Origin of the sequence: Streptomyces sp. AN091965 (genome assembly GCF_022698285.1) — a bacterium.
Taxonomy (GTDB): Bacteria; Actinomycetota; Actinomycetes; order Streptomycetales; family Streptomycetaceae; genus Streptomyces.
On record NZ_JALDMY010000001.1, the window covers coordinates 7,900,693 to 7,916,238 of the forward strand.

The 15,546-nt window shown below is 74.5% G+C and carries 16 protein-coding genes; 14 read left to right on the top strand and 2 right to left on the bottom strand.

The window, feature by feature from the left end; translation table 11 throughout:
* Positions 1 to 7: 7 nt before the first annotated feature.
* Complete coding sequence (locus MQV74_RS33515) at positions 8 to 1,198, bottom strand: Glu/Leu/Phe/Val dehydrogenase dimerization domain-containing protein (RefSeq protein ID WP_242726421.1); 1,191 nt, start codon at positions 1,196 to 1,198, stop codon at positions 8 to 10.
* A 168-nt stretch (positions 1,199 to 1,366) separates the two neighbouring features.
* Between MQV74_RS33515 and MQV74_RS33520 the strand changes: the two genes are divergently transcribed.
* The 14 genes from MQV74_RS33520 to MQV74_RS33585 all read left to right on the top strand — a co-directional run bounded on the left by MQV74_RS33520 (position 1,367) and on the right by MQV74_RS33585 (position 14,514).
* Entirely contained in the window at positions 1,367 to 2,584 is a 1,218-nt protein-coding gene (locus tag MQV74_RS33520) for an MBL fold metallo-hydrolase (RefSeq protein WP_374120730.1), read from the top strand.
* Positions 2,585 to 2,935: 351 nt separating this feature from the next.
* Entirely contained in the window at positions 2,936 to 4,843 is a 1,908-nt protein-coding gene (locus MQV74_RS33525) for a sensor histidine kinase (protein ID WP_242726426.1), read from the top strand.
* Between the two features lie 82 nt (positions 4,844 to 4,925).
* Positions 4,926 to 5,360, top strand: a complete 435-nt coding sequence (locus MQV74_RS33530; protein WP_242726433.1) for a roadblock/LC7 domain-containing protein — start codon at positions 4,926 to 4,928, stop codon at positions 5,358 to 5,360.
* A gap of 2 nt (positions 5,361 to 5,362) precedes the next feature.
* Positions 5,363 to 5,734: a DUF742 domain-containing protein gene (locus MQV74_RS33535; RefSeq protein WP_138962816.1), complete on the top strand. Its 372-nt coding sequence runs from the start codon at positions 5,363 to 5,365 to the stop codon at positions 5,732 to 5,734.
* Entirely contained in the window at positions 5,712 to 6,308 is a 597-nt protein-coding gene (locus MQV74_RS33540) for a GTP-binding protein (protein WP_138962818.1), read from the top strand. Before MQV74_RS33535 ends, MQV74_RS33540 begins: the two co-directional genes overlap by 23 nt.
* 16 nt (positions 6,309 to 6,324) lie before the next feature.
* Entirely contained in the window at positions 6,325 to 6,945 is a 621-nt protein-coding gene (locus tag MQV74_RS33545; RefSeq protein ID WP_242726456.1) for a GAF domain-containing protein, read from the top strand.
* 160 nt (positions 6,946 to 7,105) lie between these two features.
* A complete protein-coding gene (locus tag MQV74_RS33550; protein ID WP_242726458.1) occupies positions 7,106 to 8,290 on the top strand; it encodes a Gfo/Idh/MocA family protein in 1,185 nt (394 codons plus the stop codon).
* A gap of 181 nt (positions 8,291 to 8,471) precedes the next feature.
* Complete coding sequence (tdh, locus tag MQV74_RS33555) at positions 8,472 to 9,500, top strand: L-threonine 3-dehydrogenase (protein ID WP_242726460.1); 1,029 nt, start codon at positions 8,472 to 8,474, stop codon at positions 9,498 to 9,500.
* Positions 9,501 to 9,548: 48 nt separating this feature from the next.
* Positions 9,549 to 10,757 carry a glycine C-acetyltransferase gene (locus MQV74_RS33560; protein WP_242726462.1) on the top strand — a complete coding sequence of 403 codons (1,209 nt, stop codon included), beginning with the start codon at positions 9,549 to 9,551 and terminating at the stop codon, positions 10,755 to 10,757.
* 147 nt (positions 10,758 to 10,904) lie between these two features.
* Positions 10,905 to 11,810: a LysR family transcriptional regulator gene (locus MQV74_RS33565; protein WP_242726464.1), complete on the top strand. Its 906-nt coding sequence runs from the start codon at positions 10,905 to 10,907 to the stop codon at positions 11,808 to 11,810.
* Positions 11,811 to 11,882: 72 nt separating this feature from the next.
* Entirely contained in the window at positions 11,883 to 12,461 is a 579-nt protein-coding gene (locus MQV74_RS33570) for a helix-turn-helix domain-containing protein (protein WP_242726467.1), read from the top strand.
* Positions 12,458 to 12,994 carry a GNAT family N-acetyltransferase gene (locus MQV74_RS33575; protein ID WP_242726469.1) on the top strand — a complete coding sequence of 179 codons (537 nt, stop codon included), beginning with the start codon at positions 12,458 to 12,460 and terminating at the stop codon, positions 12,992 to 12,994. Before MQV74_RS33570 ends, MQV74_RS33575 begins: the two co-directional genes overlap by 4 nt.
* Positions 12,995 to 13,109: 115 nt before the next feature.
* On the top strand, positions 13,110 to 14,111 hold the full coding sequence (locus tag MQV74_RS33580) for an alpha/beta fold hydrolase (RefSeq protein WP_242726471.1): 1,002 nt from the start codon (positions 13,110 to 13,112) through the stop codon (positions 14,109 to 14,111).
* Positions 14,112 to 14,160: 49 nt separating this feature from the next.
* On the top strand, positions 14,161 to 14,514 hold the full coding sequence (locus tag MQV74_RS33585) for an MmcQ/YjbR family DNA-binding protein (RefSeq protein ID WP_242726473.1): 354 nt from the start codon (positions 14,161 to 14,163) through the stop codon (positions 14,512 to 14,514).
* A 90-nt stretch (positions 14,515 to 14,604) separates the two neighbouring features.
* Here the strand turns inward: MQV74_RS33585 and MQV74_RS33590 are convergent, their stop codons facing one another.
* Entirely contained in the window at positions 14,605 to 15,531 is a 927-nt protein-coding gene (locus MQV74_RS33590) for a transketolase family protein (protein WP_242726475.1), read from the bottom strand.
* Between the last annotated feature and the right edge of the window lie 15 nt (positions 15,532 to 15,546).

The following is a 15,546-nucleotide window of genomic DNA, read 5'->3' on the forward strand; positions in this document are numbered from 1 at the left end:
CCGCACCCTACCGACCGGCGCGCTCGGCGATCCGCGGCAGGCGGTCGGCCACCAGGGCGTGGGCGGCGGCACGCGGGGTGGTGCCGTCGCGCTCCGCGCGCGTGAGCAGCTCGGCGACCAGCGCGCGCAGGGCGCGGCGCGTGTGGGCGAAGGCCTCGCCCGCCTTGTCGGGAGCCTCGCCGATGTCGCCGAACAGGGTCCACCACCACCAGGCGTTCGTACCGGAGTTCACGACGACGTCCGGCAGGACCGTGGTGCCGCGCGCGGCGAGGAGCCGCTCCGCCTCCGGGAGCACCGGCATGTTCGCGGCCTCGGCGATCCAGCGCGCCGTGATCCGCTCCTGGTTCGCCGCGTCGATGGCGTACGACACGGCGGCGGGCACCAGGACCTCCACGTCGGCGGCGAGCCAGGCGTCACCCGGCAGCTCGCGGTCGCCCGGGCGCAGCGCGGCGCGGTCGACGGTGCCGTACGCGTCGCGCGCGGCGAGCAGCGCCTCCACGTCGAGGCCCTCGGGGTTGGCGATGGTGCCCTTGATGTCGGCGACGGCCACGACCGTGAGCCCCGCGCGCGTGAGGAAGCGCGCGGTGGCGGCGCCCATCGTGCCGAGGCCCTGCACGGCCACGCGCGCGTGGCCGTGGTCCGTGCCCGCCGCGTCCAGGGCGGTGAGGACGGACTCGGCGACGCCGCAGCCGCCGACGAGCGCGTCCAGGCCGATCCCGTCGACCTCGACGGCGAAGGCGTCCGCGAGCCGCCGCCGGGCCGCGGCCGCGTCGTCGAGCAGCGGGTAGACGGCCTGCACGGTGGAGGCAAGACCCGCTTCGGCGGCCGCCCGGTCGACGACGTCCTGGGTCAGACCGAGGTCCTCGCCGGTGTTCCAGAAGGCCTCGACGTAGGGCCGCACCGCCCGCAGATAGCGCACGAGCAGCCCGTACGCCTCGGGGGAGCGCGGATCGCAGTCGATGCCGCCCTTGGCGCCGCCGAGCGGGACGTACCGCGCCGCCGGGTCGTAGTGCAGGGCCTCCTTCATGGTCATGCCGCGGGCGAGCCCGGTGACCTCCTGGAGCGTGCAGCCCGGCCGCATCCGCAGGCCGCCGCTGCACACGCCGCGCACCAGGCGGTCGACGACGAGGAAGCCCTGGCGGCCGGTGACGTGATCGGTCCACGTCAGCGAGATGAGGGGCGCGGACGGCACGTGCATACGGACTCCTGTACTCACTACTGACCGGTCATTCAGTAGCAAGTACAGCACGCCGCGTGGTGGCGTCGGGCGTCCTTCGCGGAGCGGGGGCGGGGGTGCGCGGAGGCGGCGGGCCGTGCGGACCGTACGGACCGCCCCCGGCGGTCGTTGTCAGCGGTGGCGCACATAATGGGGAGGCCTGAGCAGCCCTGTTTCTGGAGGTGCGCCGTGTCCCGGTCCCTGAGCCCCTTGCTCCGCTCCCTGCGGACGCCCGCGTTCGGTGCGGATCCGGCCGGTGACCGGCTCGCGCGCATCCGCAGATCGCCGAATTTCGCCGACGGCTCGTTCCAGAACCCGGTGGGGGCGCGCACCAGGCCCTCCGGGTCCGCCCTGGAGTTCGCGAAGGTCTACTTCCGTCGCGAGGAGCGCTCCCGGCGCGTCCCGGCGGGCCACGTGCCGGTGCACGCCACGACCCTCGCGGACCTCGCCAAGCCCCCGGCGAGCGGCCTCAGGCTCACCTGGATGGGGCACTCCAGCGTCCTCGTCGAGATCGACGGGCGCCGGTTGCTCTTCGACCCGGTGTGGGGCGAGCGCTGCTCGCCCTTCGCCTTCGCCGGACCCAAGCGCCTGCACCCGGCGCCGCTGCCGCTCGCGGCGCTCGGCCCGGTCGACGCGGTCGTCATCTCGCACGACCACTACGACCATCTGGACCTGCCCAGCATCAAGGCCCTCGCGGGCACGGACACGGTGTTCGCGGTGCCGCTGGGCGTCGGTGCGCACCTGGAGCACTGGGGCGTCCCCGCGGACCGGCTCCGCGAGCTCGACTGGCACGAGTCCACGGCCGTCGGGGGCCTGACCCTGACGGCCACCCCCGCCCGGCACTTCTGCGGCCGCGGGCTGCGCAACCAGCAGCACACGCTGTGGGCGTCCTGGAGCGTCGCGGGCCCCGAGCACCGCGTCTTCCACAGCGGCGACACCGGGTACTTCCCGGGCTTCGCGGACATCGGCGCCGCCCACGGCCCGTTCGACGCCACGATGATCCAGATCGGCGCCTACTCGGAGTTCTGGCCGGACATCCACATGCGGCCCGAGGAAGGCGTGCGGGCCCACCTGGACCTCCAGGGCGGACGGCCGCACGGCGTGCTCCTGCCGATCCACTGGGGCACGTTCAACCTCGCGCCGCACGCCTGGTCGGAGCCCGGCGAGGGCACGCTCGCCGCCGCGCGCGCCGCGGGCGCCCCGGTGGCGCTGCCCATCCCCGGCGAGCCGTTCGAGCCGGCGTCCGAGGCGGTGCCCGACGCCCCGTGGTGGCGCGAGATCGCCGTCGCGCCGGCGGGCGGCTGGAGCGACCACGCCCCGGGGCCCGCGCTGGGCGCGGCCGACCAGGAGACCGCCCCCGTCGGCTGATGGCGGGTGACGGACGAAAGGGGCGCGTGACTCCGTGAAGGGGGCGCGCCCCTGGTCGGTGCGCCCGTGGGGAACGGGTGTCCCTCATACGCCCTGTGCGGCGCACACCGCCGCGCCCGTACTGACGTACGACATATTTCGTCCTCTCGTACGACGCGTCATACCAGAGCGGGACGCTGTCCGCCGGACTTTGTCAACTGCCCACCGCACGTGAGGTCGTGACGACTACCGTGAGTGGCCGTCGGGCGACGCAGGGATGACATCACGGCCTGCCGGCCGGCACCGCGATGCCATCGACGAGGTGCCGCAGCGGACCGCTGCGGCACGCGTCGCTACGTACCGAGGACGCTGATGTCTCACCTTCGCGCACCGGCAGCACGCGCAGACCGCCGTGAGGGCGGGCGGCACGGACGCTCCGGGAGCCGCGCCGCGCCGCCCCCTCCCGAGACGCGCATACGGCTCCAGCTGATGCGCATCGCCGTACTGCCCGCCGTCGCCGTCGGCCTGTGCGGCTGTGCCGCCGTGCTCTTCATGATCCGGGCCGCCGGAGCCCGGCCGCAGCCGCCGCTGCTCGCCCTGCTCGGCGCCGCCGCCGGGCTCGGCGTCCTCGGCATCGTCGTCGCCGCGGTGGCCGCCGACCGGACCGCGCGGTCCGTGCGCGACCGCGTCGTGGCGCTGCGCCGCGCCACCGCGCGCGGCCAGGCCGACCTGCGCGAACTCCTCGAACGGCTGCGCCAGGGAGACACCCCGGTGGTGCGCGAGCCCGGCGCGGTTCCCGCCCCCGCCAAGGACGAGTTCGGCCTGCTCGCCGACGAGCTGGCCCGCGCCCACGAGGGCGCCCTCACCGCCGTCGTGCAGGCGTCCCGCCTGTCCGGGCGGGCGGGCAACGAGCAGAAGGTCGAGGTCTTCGTGAACCTCGCCCGCCGCCTGCAGTCCCTGGTCCACCGCGAGATCTCGCTCCTGGACGAGCTGGAGAACTCCGTCGAGGACCCCGAACTCCTCAAGGGCCTCTTCCACATCGACCACCTGGCCACCCGCATCCGGCGGCACGCCGAGAACCTCGCCGTGCTCGGCGGCGCCGTGTCGCGGCGCCAGTGGAGCAGGCCCGTGTCGATGACGGAGGTGCTCCGCTCCTCCATCGCCGAGGTCGAGCAGTACTCGCGGGTCAAGCTGGTGCCGCCCGTCGACGGCACCCTGCGCGGCCACGCCGTCGCCGACGTCATCCACCTGCTCGCCGAACTCGTCGAGAACGCCACGGTGTTCTCCGCCCCGCACACCCAAGTCCTGCTGCGCGCGGGCCGGGTGACGTCCGGGCTCGCCGTCGAGGTCGAGGACCGCGGCCTGGGCATGCCCGTCGCCGAGCAGACCCGGATGAACCAACTCCTCGCCGACCCCGACCAGGTCAACGTCGCGAGCCTCCTCCAGGACGGCCGCATCGGCCTGTTCGTGGTCGCCGCCCTCGCCCGCCGCCACGGCATCGCGGTGCGCCTGCAGACCAACATCTACGGCGGCGTCCAGGCCGTCCTGATCCTGCCCCAGGGGCTGCTCGGCGCCGACCAGGACGCCCCCTCCGCCCCCCGCGGCGCCACCTCCGCCGCGCACCGGGCCGCACCCGCGGCCGCCCACTCCTCGGCCCACACCTCCGCCCCCACCTCCCCGCAGTCCGCCGCGCCGCCCACCCCCACCCCCGGCGCCGCGCACGCGACCGCCGCCCGCGAAGCCGCCGCCGCGCCCACCCCGCACCCGGCCGCCGCACCCCACGAGCAGCCGTCCCACCCGCCCTACCGGAACGGCACCCCGTCCCACCGGCCCGCCGCCCCGCACCCCTCCGCGGCCACCGCCACCCCGCCCGCCCCGCTCCCCGTCCGCGGCCCGCGCGGCGACCGGCCCACCCCCGCCGAAGCCCTGCCCGGCATCCGCCCCGAGGACCGGAGCGTCACCGCCGAGCACACCGCGGCCCCGCCCGTGCCCCGCAACGGCGCCGTCCGCGGCCGGGTCGGCAAACCCCAGCTGCCCCGCCGCCGCGCCCAGGAACACCTCGCGCCGCAGCTGCGCGACGCCCGCGCCCCGCGCCCGGCCGACGACCAGCTCGTCGGTCACGACCCGGGCCTGATGGCCGCCTTCCAGCGCGGCATCGGCCTCGCCCAGGCGGCCCAGGCCAGGGACGCCCTGCCCGACCACGACGTCAGCGTGTCCCCGGGGCCCGGCGACAGAGCCGACCGCACCGGCCCCGTCGGCCGGAGCGACCAGGGCGGCTGACCGCACCACCCCCCACCCCGTCCGCCCCGCGGACGTCGAGAACCCTCTCTCGAACCCGTACTTTCCAAGGAGTCGATCCACCATGGCGAGCGATGCGCCGACCGGCCAGGTATCCGATCTCGACTGGCTGATGAGCGGCCTCGTACAGCGCGTGCCGCACACCCACAGCGCCGTCCTGCTCTCCTGCGACGGACTCGTGAAGTCGGTCCATGGCCTCGACCCGGACAGCGCCGACCACATGGCCGCGCTCGCCTCAGGGCTCTACTCCCTCGGGCGCAGCGCGGGCGTCCGCTTCGGCGACGGGGGCGACGTGCGCCAGGTGGTCGTGGAGCTGGACTCCACCCTGCTCTTCGTGTCCACCGCCGGTTCCGGCACCTGTCTCGCCGTGCTCGCCGGGCGTGAGGCGGACGCCGCGGTGCTCGGGTACGAGATGGCGATGCTGGTCAAGAGCGTGCGCCCGTACCTGGTCACAGCGCCGCGCCAGCACGCCGGTGAGCCCGCGTCGATGAGGCGCTGAGCGTGGGGGCCCCGCACGACGGGCCATGGCTCGACGACGCCGCAGGGCGGCTCATCCGCCCGTACACGGTCAGCAACGGTCGCACCCGACCGACCACGCGGCTCGACCTGCTGTCCCAGGTGAGGGCGACCGGCACCACCCCCGCCGGCTACCTCGGCCCGGAGCACGCCCTCGCCCTCGGCATGTGCGAGGCACCCACGTCGGTGGCGGAGATCGCCGCCCAGCTGAAGCTGCCCGTGGCGGTGACCAAGGTGCTCCTGTCCGACCTCGTCGACTGCGGGGCGATCACCACCAGAGCCCCGGACTTCTACCACAACCCGACTGACCGGTCCCTGTTGGAGGCAGTGCTCGATGGACTACGACGACAGCTCTGACGCCTTCCCCACCGCGCTGAAGATCCTCGTGGCGGGCGGGTTCGGGGTCGGCAAGACGACCTTCGTGGGCGCGGTCAGCGAGATCGCGCCGCTCAGCACGGAGGAGTTGCTCACGACGGTCAGCGAAGCCACCGACGACCTGTCGGGCGTGGAGAACAAGACCACGACGACCGTCGCCATGGACTTCGGAAGGATCACGCTCGACCCCGAACACGTCCTGTACCTGTTCGGCACACCGGGACAGGAACGGTTCTGGTTCATGTGGGACGAGCTGTCCGAAGGGGCGCTCGGCGCGGTGGTGCTCGCCGACACCCGGCGCCTGGAGGACTGCTTCGCCGCCGTCGACTTCTTCGAGCAGCGCGGCATGGGATTCATCGTCGCCGTCAACGAGTTCGACGGCGCCTACCGCTACGAGCCCGACGAGGTCCGCACCGCCATCGACCTGGACCCGCAGGTGCCGGTGGTGCGCTGTGACGCGCGGATCTCCAGCTCCGGCATCCAGACGCTGCTCACGCTCGTCCGCCACCTGCTCGCCCACGCCCCCGCCACGCCCACGTCGGGAGCCCACACATGACCCATGGAGCCCACGCATGATGTACGAAGCGACCGGCCGCCTGCTGGTGACCCCGGTGGACAAGGGGGCGGCCACGCGGGTGCGCAGGCTGCGGGAGCTGGACCTCGGCGAGCGGCCCGAACCCGGGCTCGACACGTTCGCCGACCGCCTCGCCCGGGTCATGGACGCCCCGTACGCCATGGTCAACTTCATCGGCGAGGAACAGCAGTTCTTCGCCGGTCTGCACCGGACCGAGGGCCCGCCCCCCGAGCCCGGGGCGCTCGGGCTCGGGGCGAACGGGATGGGCGAGGAGACGGACGAGCCCGTGGCGCGACCGTTCGCCGAGCGCCGCCTTGCGCGGGACCGCGGCTACTGCCCGCACGTGGTGGTGCGGGGCAAGGCGCTGGTCCTGGAGGACGTCCGCGACTACCCGCGGTTCGCGGGCAACCCGGTCGTCGACGAGTTCGGGGTCAGGTCCTATCTGGGCGCGCCCCTGATCGACCGGACCGGGATCGCGCTCGGCACGGTGTGCGTCCTCGACGTGGAGCCCCGGCCGTGGGGCCGGACCGGGCTCGACACGATCAAGTCGATGGCGGCGGAGCTGGTGGACCGGATCCACCTGCGCGAGGCCGAGGGGGAGCCGGGCGCTCCCCTGTGACGCGCCCCGGCGCCGCGCCCCTTCGCGGTGCTGCTCCCCGTGCCGGTCAAGTCGGCTTCCAGGGCGGTACGTTGACGATACAAGGACATGGCCCTACGGTGCGAGGCCCCTGACGGAGACCCCCGCCGCCCGTGCGGGGCCCCACCGAAAGGCACACCGCATGAGCGACCTCCGGCTCGGCGTCCTCGGCTATGGACTGCGCGGCCCCCTCGCCCGCACCGCCCACCGCCCCGGCGCGGGCGCCCGCGTCACCGCGCTCGCCGACCCCGACGAGGCCGCGCGGACCCGCGCGGCCCGCGACTTCCCCGGCCTTCGCACGACCGCGGACCCGCGAGAGGTCATCACGGCCCCGGACGTGGACGCCGTCCTCGTCCTCACCCCCGACCACACCCACGAGCCCCTCACCCGCGCGGTGCTGCACCAGGGCAAGCCGGTCTTCGTCGAGAAGCCCCTGGACGTGACCGTCGAGGCGAGCGACGCCATCCTGCGGACCGCGTACGAGACCGGTACGCGCCTCTACGTGGGGCACAACATGCGTCACATGCCGGTCGTACGGCTGATGCGGGACATCGTGGCGCGCGGCGAGATCGGGACCGTCAAGACGGTCTGGGTGCGGCACTTCGTGGGCTTCGGAGGCGACTGGTACTTCAAGGACTGGCACGCCGAACGGCAGTACACCACGGGCCTGTTGCTCCAGAAGGCCGCCCACGACCTCGACGTCGTGCACTGGATCGCGGGCGGCTACACCCGGCACGTCCAGGCGCTCGGCGACCTCATGGTCTACGGCGGCATCCCGCACCGCCGCGCGCCGGGCGAGCCCAAGCCCGACGGCGGCCCCGTCGAGGACGGCGCCTGGCCGCCGCGCGCCCAGCGGGACCTGAACCCGGTGATCGACGTGGAGGACGTGTCCCTGGTCAACCTGCGCCTGGACAACGGCGTGCTCGCCGCCTACCAGCAGTGCCACTTCACCCCCGACTACTGGCGCAACTACACCGTCATCGGCGACGCGGGCCGCCTGGAGAACTTCGGCGACGGCCCCGGCGGCGTGGTCCGGGTCTGGAACAGCGGGCGCTCGCTCCACCGCGGCGAAGGTGACGCCGAGTACCCGATCGGGGGCTCCGTCGACGAGTCGGGACACGGCGGCGCCGACCCGCTGATCATCGACGAGTTCCTGCGCTTCGCCCGCGAGGGCGGGCGCACCGACACCTCGCCGGTGGCCGCGCGCATGGCCGTCGCCGCGGGCGTGGGGGCCACCCGGTCGCTGCGGGACGGCGGCGGCCCGCGGGAGGTGCCGCCGCTCGACGCGGAGCTGATCGCGTACTTCGAACGGGGGCAGATCCGCTAGCGGACGCGCGCCCCGGGACCGGCGCGGGGCCCGGTGCGCCTGGGGTCTGAAGGAAAGCTGCGGCCGCGGTTAAGAAAACCTCGATGGACCCGTGCCGTGACGTACGGAAGATTGCTGTGCGGATGTGGCCGGTGGGATGCCGGTCAGCCACTTCCCTAGGTCGCATGACAGGAGCCGTCGCGTGAAGGCGCTGGTCAAGGAGAAAGCGGAGCCCGGGCTCCGTCTCATGGAGGTACCGGAGCCGGTCATCGGGCCCGGCGACGTCCTGATCAAGGTGCTGCGCACCGGGATCTGCGGGACCGATCTGCACATCCGGGCCTGGGACGGCTGGGCGCAGCAGGCGATCTCGGCGCCGCTGATCGTCGGGCACGAGTTCGTCGGCGAGGTCGTCGAGACCGGCCGGGACGTGGCGGACGTCAAGGCGGGCGACCTGGTCAGCGGCGAGGGCCACCTGGTGTGCGGCAAGTGCCGCAACTGTCTGGCCGGGCGGCGCCATCTGTGCCGGGCCACGGTCGGGCTCGGCGTGGGGCGCGACGGCGCGTTCGCGGAGTACGTCGCGCTGCCCGCGGGCAACGTCTGGGTGCACCGGGTGCCGGTGGACCTCGACATCGCCGCGATCTTCGACCCGTTCGGCAACGCCGTGCACACCGCCCTGTCGTTCCCGCTGGTCGGCGAGGACGTACTGATCACCGGGGCCGGGCCGATCGGTCTGATGGCCGCCGCCGTCGCGCGCCACGCGGGCGCCCGCAACGTCGTCGTCACCGACGTCAGCGAGGAGCGTCTGGTGCTCGCTCGCAAGGTCGGCGTCAGCCTCGCCCTCAACGTCGCCGACGCCGCCATCGCCGACGGCCAGCGCGAGCTGGGCCTGCGCGAGGGCTTCGACGTGGGCCTGGAGATGTCCGGGAACCCGCGCGCGATGCGCGACATGGTCGCCAACATGACCCACGGCGGCAAGATCGCCATGCTCGGCCTGCCGTCCGAGGAGTTCGCGGTCGACTGGGCGCGGATCGTCACCTCGATGATCACGATCAAGGGCATCTACGGCCGCGAGATGTTCGAGACGTGGTACGCGATGTCCGTGCTCCTCGAGGGCGGCCTCGACCTCACGCCCGTCATCACCGGCCGCTACGGCCACCGCGACTTCCAGGAAGCCTTCGACGACGCGGCGAGCGGCCGCGGCGGCAAGGTCATCCTCGACTGGACCGTCTGACCCGGGCCCCGCCCGCCCACCTCCTCCGAACTCCCGAAGGACTCCTCGATGTTCGACTCCGTACGCGCCGACCTCGCCGCCACCCTCGACGAGATCCGCGCCGCAGGCCTGCACAAGCCCGAGCGGGTCATCGGCACCCCGCAGTCGGCGACCGTCGCCGTCACCGCGGGAGGCCGCCCCGGCGAGGTGCTGAACTTCTGCGCGAACAACTACCTCGGCCTCGCTGACCACCCCGAGGTGATCGCCGCCGCCCACGAGGCGCTCGACCGCTGGGGCTACGGCATGGCCTCCGTGCGCTTCATCTGCGGCACCCAGGAGGTCCACAAGGAGCTGGAGGCGCGCCTGTCCGCGTTCCTCGGCCAGGAGGACACGATCCTGTACTCCTCCTGCTTCGACGCCAACGGCGGTGTCTTCGAGACGCTGCTCGGGCCCGAGGACGCGGTGATCTCCGACGCCCTCAACCACGCCTCGATCATCGACGGCATCCGGCTCTCCAAGGCCCGCCGCTTCCGCTACGCCAACCGCGACATGGCCGACCTGGAGAAGCAGCTCAAGGAGGCCACCGAGGCCGGCGCCCGGCGCAAGCTCGTGGTCACCGACGGCGTCTTCTCCATGGACGGCTACGTCGCCCCGCTGGCGGACATCTGCGACCTCGCCGAGCGGTACGACGCCATGGTCATGGTCGACGACTCGCACGCCGTCGGCTTCGTCGGCCCCGGCGGCCGGGGCACCCCCGAGCTGCACGGCGTCATGGACCGCGTCGACATCATCACCGGCACCCTCGGCAAGGCGCTCGGCGGCGCCTCCGGCGGCTACGTCGCCGCGCGCGCCGAGATCGTCGCGCTGCTGCGCCAGCGCTCGCGCCCCTACCTGTTCTCCAACACGCTCGCCCCGGTGATCGCCGCGGCCTCGCTGAAGGTCCTCGACCTCCTTGAGGCGGCCGGTGACCTGCGCGAGCGCCTGGCGGCGAACACCCAGCTCTTCCGCTCCCGGATGACCGCCGAGGGCTTCGACGTGCTGCCCGGCGACCACGCCATCGCGCCCGTCATGATCGGGGACGCGGCGAAGGCCGGACGCATGGCCGAGCTGCTCCTGGAGCGCGGCGTGTACGTCATCGGCTTCTCCTACCCGGTGGTGCCGCAGGGCCAGGCCCGGATCCGCGTGCAGCTGTCCGCGGCGCACTCCACGGAGGACGTGGGGCGGGCCGTCGACGCGTTCGTCGCCGCGCGGGCCGAACTGGATGCGGCTGGGGCCTAGCGCCCTGCCCTGCCCCGCCCTGCCGGGGCTTGATCTCCCCACCCGCCCGCCCCTGCGTCGCGCTGCGCGCTCGTCCCCACACGCCGGACGGGCTTGCTGGGCCGCTGGCGCGTTCGTCGTCGGGCGGGTGGGTGGGAGAATCGGGGCATGATCGAAGCCCGGCGGTTGCACATCCTGCGCGCGGTGGCCGACCACGGCACCGTCACCGCCGCGGCCGCCGCCCTCTACCTCACCCCGTCCGCCGTGTCGCAGCAGCTCACGGCTCTTGAGCAGGAGACGGGGCACCGGCTCGTGGACCGCTCGGCCCGGGGGGTGCGGCTCACCCCCGCGGGCGAGATCCTGCTGACGCACACCAACGCCGTCCTTGCCCAGCTGGAGCGGGCCGAGGCCGAGTTGGCCGCGTACAGCTCGGGCGCGGCGGGGACGGTGACGCTCGCGGCGTTCGCGACGGGCATCGGCCTGGTCGTGGCGCCCGCCCTGACCCGCCTCGCCGAGACGGCGCCCGGCATCCGGGTGCGCGTCCAGGACGCCGAGGGCGACGCCAGCCTGCCGATGGTGCTCGACCGGCAGGTGGACGTGGCGGTGGCCGTGGAGTACCGCGGCGCGCCCGGCGCCGACGACCCGCGCCTGACGCGCGTACCGCTGTACGCCGAGCCCTTCGACGCGGTGCTCCCCGTGACGCACCGGCTCGCCGACGGCGGCCGGGTGCCGCTCGCCGACCTCGCCAAGGACGCGTGGATCGGCCCCTTCCCCGGCAACCCCTGCCACGACGTGGTGGTTCTCGCCTGTGAGCAGGCCGGGTTCCAGCCGGTCATGGAGCATTCATCGGATGACTTCCGCGCGGTCGTCGCCCTGGCGTCGGCGGGCGCGGGGGTCGCCCTCGTGCCCCGTTCCGCCCTGCGGGGCATGGACGTGACCGGGGTGGCGGTCCGGCCCGTGGACGGGATCGCGCCCACGCGACGGGTGTTCGCCGCCGTGCGCTGCGGCGCGGAGGCGCACCCGCTGATCGCGCCGGTGCTCGGCGCCCTGAAGGACGCGGCGGCCGAGGACTGAGGCGGCGACGCGCGACCGCCGGAACACCGACGGCACAGCCGCGATTCTCATATCTGGGATAGGGTCCCGAATATGGGAAACGATGACATGGGGGCCGCCGATGTCGACACCCGGCTCGCCGCCCGCCTCGCCGAGCTGCGCGCCGACCACGGCTGGTCCCTGGGCGAACTCGCGGACCGCAGCGGTGTGAGCCGCTCGACCCTGTCACGTGCCGAGCGCGCGGAGATCAGCCCGACCGCGGCCCTCCTGAACCGGCTGTGCGCCGTCTACGGCCGCACCATGTCGCAGCTCCTCAGCGAGGTCGAGGCGGCCCCCGCCCAACTGGTCCGCGCGGCCGACCAGGCGGTGTGGACGGACACCGCCTCGGGCTTCACGCGCCGGTCCGTCTCGCCGCCGCAGACCGGGCTGCGCGGCGAGGTCGTCGACGCCACCCTCGCGCCGGGCGCCGACCTCAGCTACGACCGGCCGCCCGTGCCCGGCCTCGAACAGCACCTCTGGGTCCTGGAGGGCGGCCTCGCCGTCACCGTGCGGGAGGTCACGCACGCCCTCGCGGCGGGGGACTGCCTGCGCTTCCGGGTGTGGGGCGGCACGCGCTTCCGCTGCCTCGGCGAGCGGCCCGTACGGTACGCGCTCCTGGTGGTGGCGCCGTGACCGCGGAGCTCGCCCTGGAGCGGCTGACGCCGGAGCGACTGGTCGCGCTCGCCGAGGAGTTGGCCGGCCTGCTCGTCGACGCCGTGGAGGGCGGCGCCTCCGTCGGCTTCCTCGCCGGGCTCGACCGGCAGGAGGCCGCCCGCTGGTGGCGCGGCCGGGCCCCGGAGCTGGCCGCGGGCCGTCTGGAGACCTGGGTGGTCCACGACGGCCCACGGCTCGCCGGCACCGTGGGCCTCGCCCTCGCCGACAAGCCCAACGCCCGCCACCGCGCCGAACTCGTCAAGCTCCTCGTGCGCCGCGACGCCCGGGGCCGGGGCCTCGGCCGGACCCTGCTCGGCCTCGCCGAGCGGGAGGCGGCCCGCTCCGGCGTGACGCTGCTGCTCCTGGACACCCGGACGGACAGCCCGGCCGAGTCCCTGTACGCCTCGTCCGGCTGGACCCGGCTCGGCGTCGTGCCGGACCACGCGGCCGACCCGCGGGGCGCGCTGAGCCCGACCACCTTCTTCTACAAACTCCTCGCCGCGGGCGCGTAGTTCGCGGCCCGCCCGGACCGCGCGTGCCGCCGCCCGGGGGAGGCGGAGGGTTGGCGCCCCGCGTGCGGGGGAGACGTGGGCAGGACGCAGTCGCAGCCTGACAGGGAGCTCCTCGATGCCGGACCACGACCACGCGCGCGTGACACCCGTGACCTACACCGCGGGGCTGCTGACCGCGTCGGACGGCGTACCCGTCGCCACCTACACCTGGCAGCCCCGCGACGGCAGGCCCCGCGCCTTCGTCCAGATCGCCCACGGAGCCGCCGAACACGCCCTGCGCTACGACCGGTTCGCCCGCCACCTCACCGCGCACGGCTACGGCGTGGTGGCCTCCGACCACCGGGGCCACGGGGCGACGGCCCAGGCCACGGGCGGCTACGGGGTCGCGGAGGCGGGCCCCGGCGGCGCGGCGGCGGGGGAGACGTCCGATGACGGGCCCGACGCCTGGCGGGCGATCGTGGACGACCTCAAGGCCGTCGGCGACCAGGTCCGCAGCCTCCACCCCGGCACCCCCGTGGTGCTGTTCGGGCACAGCCTCGGCTCGATGCTCGCCCGGGACCACGCCCAGGAGTACCCCGACGGGCTCGCGGGCCTCATCCTGTCCGGCACGTTCCGCTCGCTGCCCGGCGCGGAGACCGAGTCGGCGCTCGCGCGGCTGCGGGCCGAGGTCGCCGCCGGCGGGCGGGCGGCCCGCTCGTCCTTCGTCCGGGAGCTGTTCGCCGCGTTCAACGACCCCTACCCGCACCGCACCGGCTTCGAGTGGCTCTCGCGGGACGAAGCCGAGGTCGACGCGTACGCCGCCGACGAGCGCTGCGGCTTCCCGTTCTCGGCGGGGCTCTCGCTGGACTGGGTGCGCGCCGTCCGCAAGATCAACGATCCGCGGCACCTCGCCCGCATCCCCGCGGACCTCCCCGTCCACGTCGCCGTCGGCACGGAGGACCCCTGCAACCAGGGCATGACGCTCGTCTACGAGCTCCTGGAGGACCTCCGCTACGCGGGCGTGCGCGACCTCGGCTGGAAGGCGTACGAGGGCGCGCGGCACGAGATCCTGAACGAGACCGACCGGGACGAGGTGCAGCGGGACCTCACGGACTGGCTGGACGCGCGCGTGGGGTGAGGGAGGCCTCGGCGGGTGGCTGTCAGTGGCGTTGGCTACCGTTCGTTCCATGGTCAACGCCGACGACGTACGCCGCACCGCCCTCGCTCTGCCGGACACGACGGAGAAGATCGCCTGGAGCATGCCGACCTTCCGGGTCGCGGGCAAGATGTTCGCCACGCTCCCCGAGGACGAGACGTCCATCGCCGTGCGCTGCCCGAAGGTGGAGCGGGACGAGCTGGTGCTCGCGGAGCCCGAGAAGTTCTGGATCGCCGAGCACGAGGCGTCCTTCGCGTGGGTGCGGGTGCGGCTCGCCGCGCTCGACGAGCAGGAGCTGGGGATCATCCTCGCCGACTCCTGGCGGCAGGCCGCCACCACGCGCCTCCTTGAGGCCCACCCGGGTCTGGGCGTGCCGGCCGAGTAGGCCCTACCGGGAGTCCCCGGGCCCGCCCCTTCCCGGTTCCTGGGGGCGGAGCGCCGGAAGAGCGGGGCCCGGGGCTGCGCGGCCCCCGGGTCAGGCCCCCGCGCGGAGGAAGCCGGTGACGCGCTCGCGCAGGGAGGCCGGGTCCAGGCCGTGGGCGCGGAGGTGCTCGTCCTGGCGGCCGTAGCGCCGCAGCTCCGCCCGGCCGACGCCGAGCCCCAGGACCCGGTGCGGCACGTCGACGAGCGCGTCGTTCGCGGCGGCCGTGGACGTCCCGGCGAGGTAGGGCTCGACGAGGACGACATCGGCGGCGGTGCCCGCCCCGACGGCCCGGCGCAGCGCGTCCCCGTCGAAGGGCCGCACCGTCGTCGCGTACAGGACGGTGACGTCGAGGCCCTCCGTCGCCGCGAGGACGTGGTCGAGCAGCGGGCCGACGGCGACGACGACGCCCCCGCGCCCCTCGCGCACGGTGAGGAAGCGCCTGCCGTCGACGGGCATCGGCGCCGCGTTGGACTGCGTGGACAGCCGTACGTAGGCCTTGTCGTCCGCGGGCGCCGCCCCGGCCCCCGGGCCCACGGCGTGCCGCAGGAGCACCTCGGCCTCGTCCGGGTGGCCCGGGACGTGCACGGCCCAGCCGTCCAGGGTGTCGAGGACCCCGACGTCGCCCGGAGCCATGTGCGTGAAGCCGCCCTCGGGCCAGTCGAAGGACGCCGCCGCGCTGACGAGCACCCCGCCCACGCCCTGGTGCCCGAAGTCGAGCTTGATCTGTTCGAAGGGCCGCTCCACGAGGAAGCTCGCGAAGGTGTGCACGACGGGCCTGAGGCCCGCGAGCGCCAGGCCCGCGCCGGTGCCCACGAGCAGCTGCTCGCGGATCCCGACGTTGATCACCCGGTCCGGGTGCGCGCGCATCGCGTCCTTGAAGGCGTCGACGCCGATCTCGGCGAGGACGACGGCGACGCGCGGGTCCTCGTCGAGCAGCCGGGACATGACGGGGGCGAAACGGTCTCGCATGGTGTCCATGGGGGAGGGGTCCTT

Bases quoted from the DNA above. Each gene is read 5' to 3' on its own strand.
- MQV74_RS33515 (WP_242726421.1), bottom strand. From the start codon at position 1,198: ATGCACGTGCCGTCCGCGCCCCTCATCTCGCTGACGTGGACCGATCAC.
- MQV74_RS33520 (WP_374120730.1), top strand. From the start codon at position 1,367: ATGGGGAGGCCTGAGCAGCCCTGTTTCTGGAGGTGCGCCGTGTCCCGG.
- MQV74_RS33525 (WP_242726426.1), top strand. From the start codon at position 2,936: ATGTCTCACCTTCGCGCACCGGCAGCACGCGCAGACCGCCGTGAGGGC.
- MQV74_RS33530 (WP_242726433.1), top strand. From the start codon at position 4,926: ATGGCGAGCGATGCGCCGACCGGCCAGGTATCCGATCTCGACTGGCTG.
- MQV74_RS33540 (WP_138962818.1), top strand. From the start codon at position 5,712: ATGGACTACGACGACAGCTCTGACGCCTTCCCCACCGCGCTGAAGATC.
- MQV74_RS33545 (WP_242726456.1), top strand. From the start codon at position 6,325: ATGATGTACGAAGCGACCGGCCGCCTGCTGGTGACCCCGGTGGACAAG.
- MQV74_RS33550 (WP_242726458.1), top strand. From the start codon at position 7,106: ATGAGCGACCTCCGGCTCGGCGTCCTCGGCTATGGACTGCGCGGCCCC.
- MQV74_RS33560 (WP_242726462.1), top strand. From the start codon at position 9,549: ATGTTCGACTCCGTACGCGCCGACCTCGCCGCCACCCTCGACGAGATC.
- MQV74_RS33565 (WP_242726464.1), top strand. From the start codon at position 10,905: ATGATCGAAGCCCGGCGGTTGCACATCCTGCGCGCGGTGGCCGACCAC.
- MQV74_RS33570 (WP_242726467.1), top strand. From the start codon at position 11,883: ATGGGAAACGATGACATGGGGGCCGCCGATGTCGACACCCGGCTCGCC.
- MQV74_RS33580 (WP_242726471.1), top strand. From the start codon at position 13,110: ATGCCGGACCACGACCACGCGCGCGTGACACCCGTGACCTACACCGCG.
- MQV74_RS33585 (WP_242726473.1), top strand. From the start codon at position 14,161: ATGGTCAACGCCGACGACGTACGCCGCACCGCCCTCGCTCTGCCGGAC.
- MQV74_RS33590 (WP_242726475.1), bottom strand. From the start codon at position 15,531: ATGGACACCATGCGAGACCGTTTCGCCCCCGTCATGTCCCGGCTGCTC.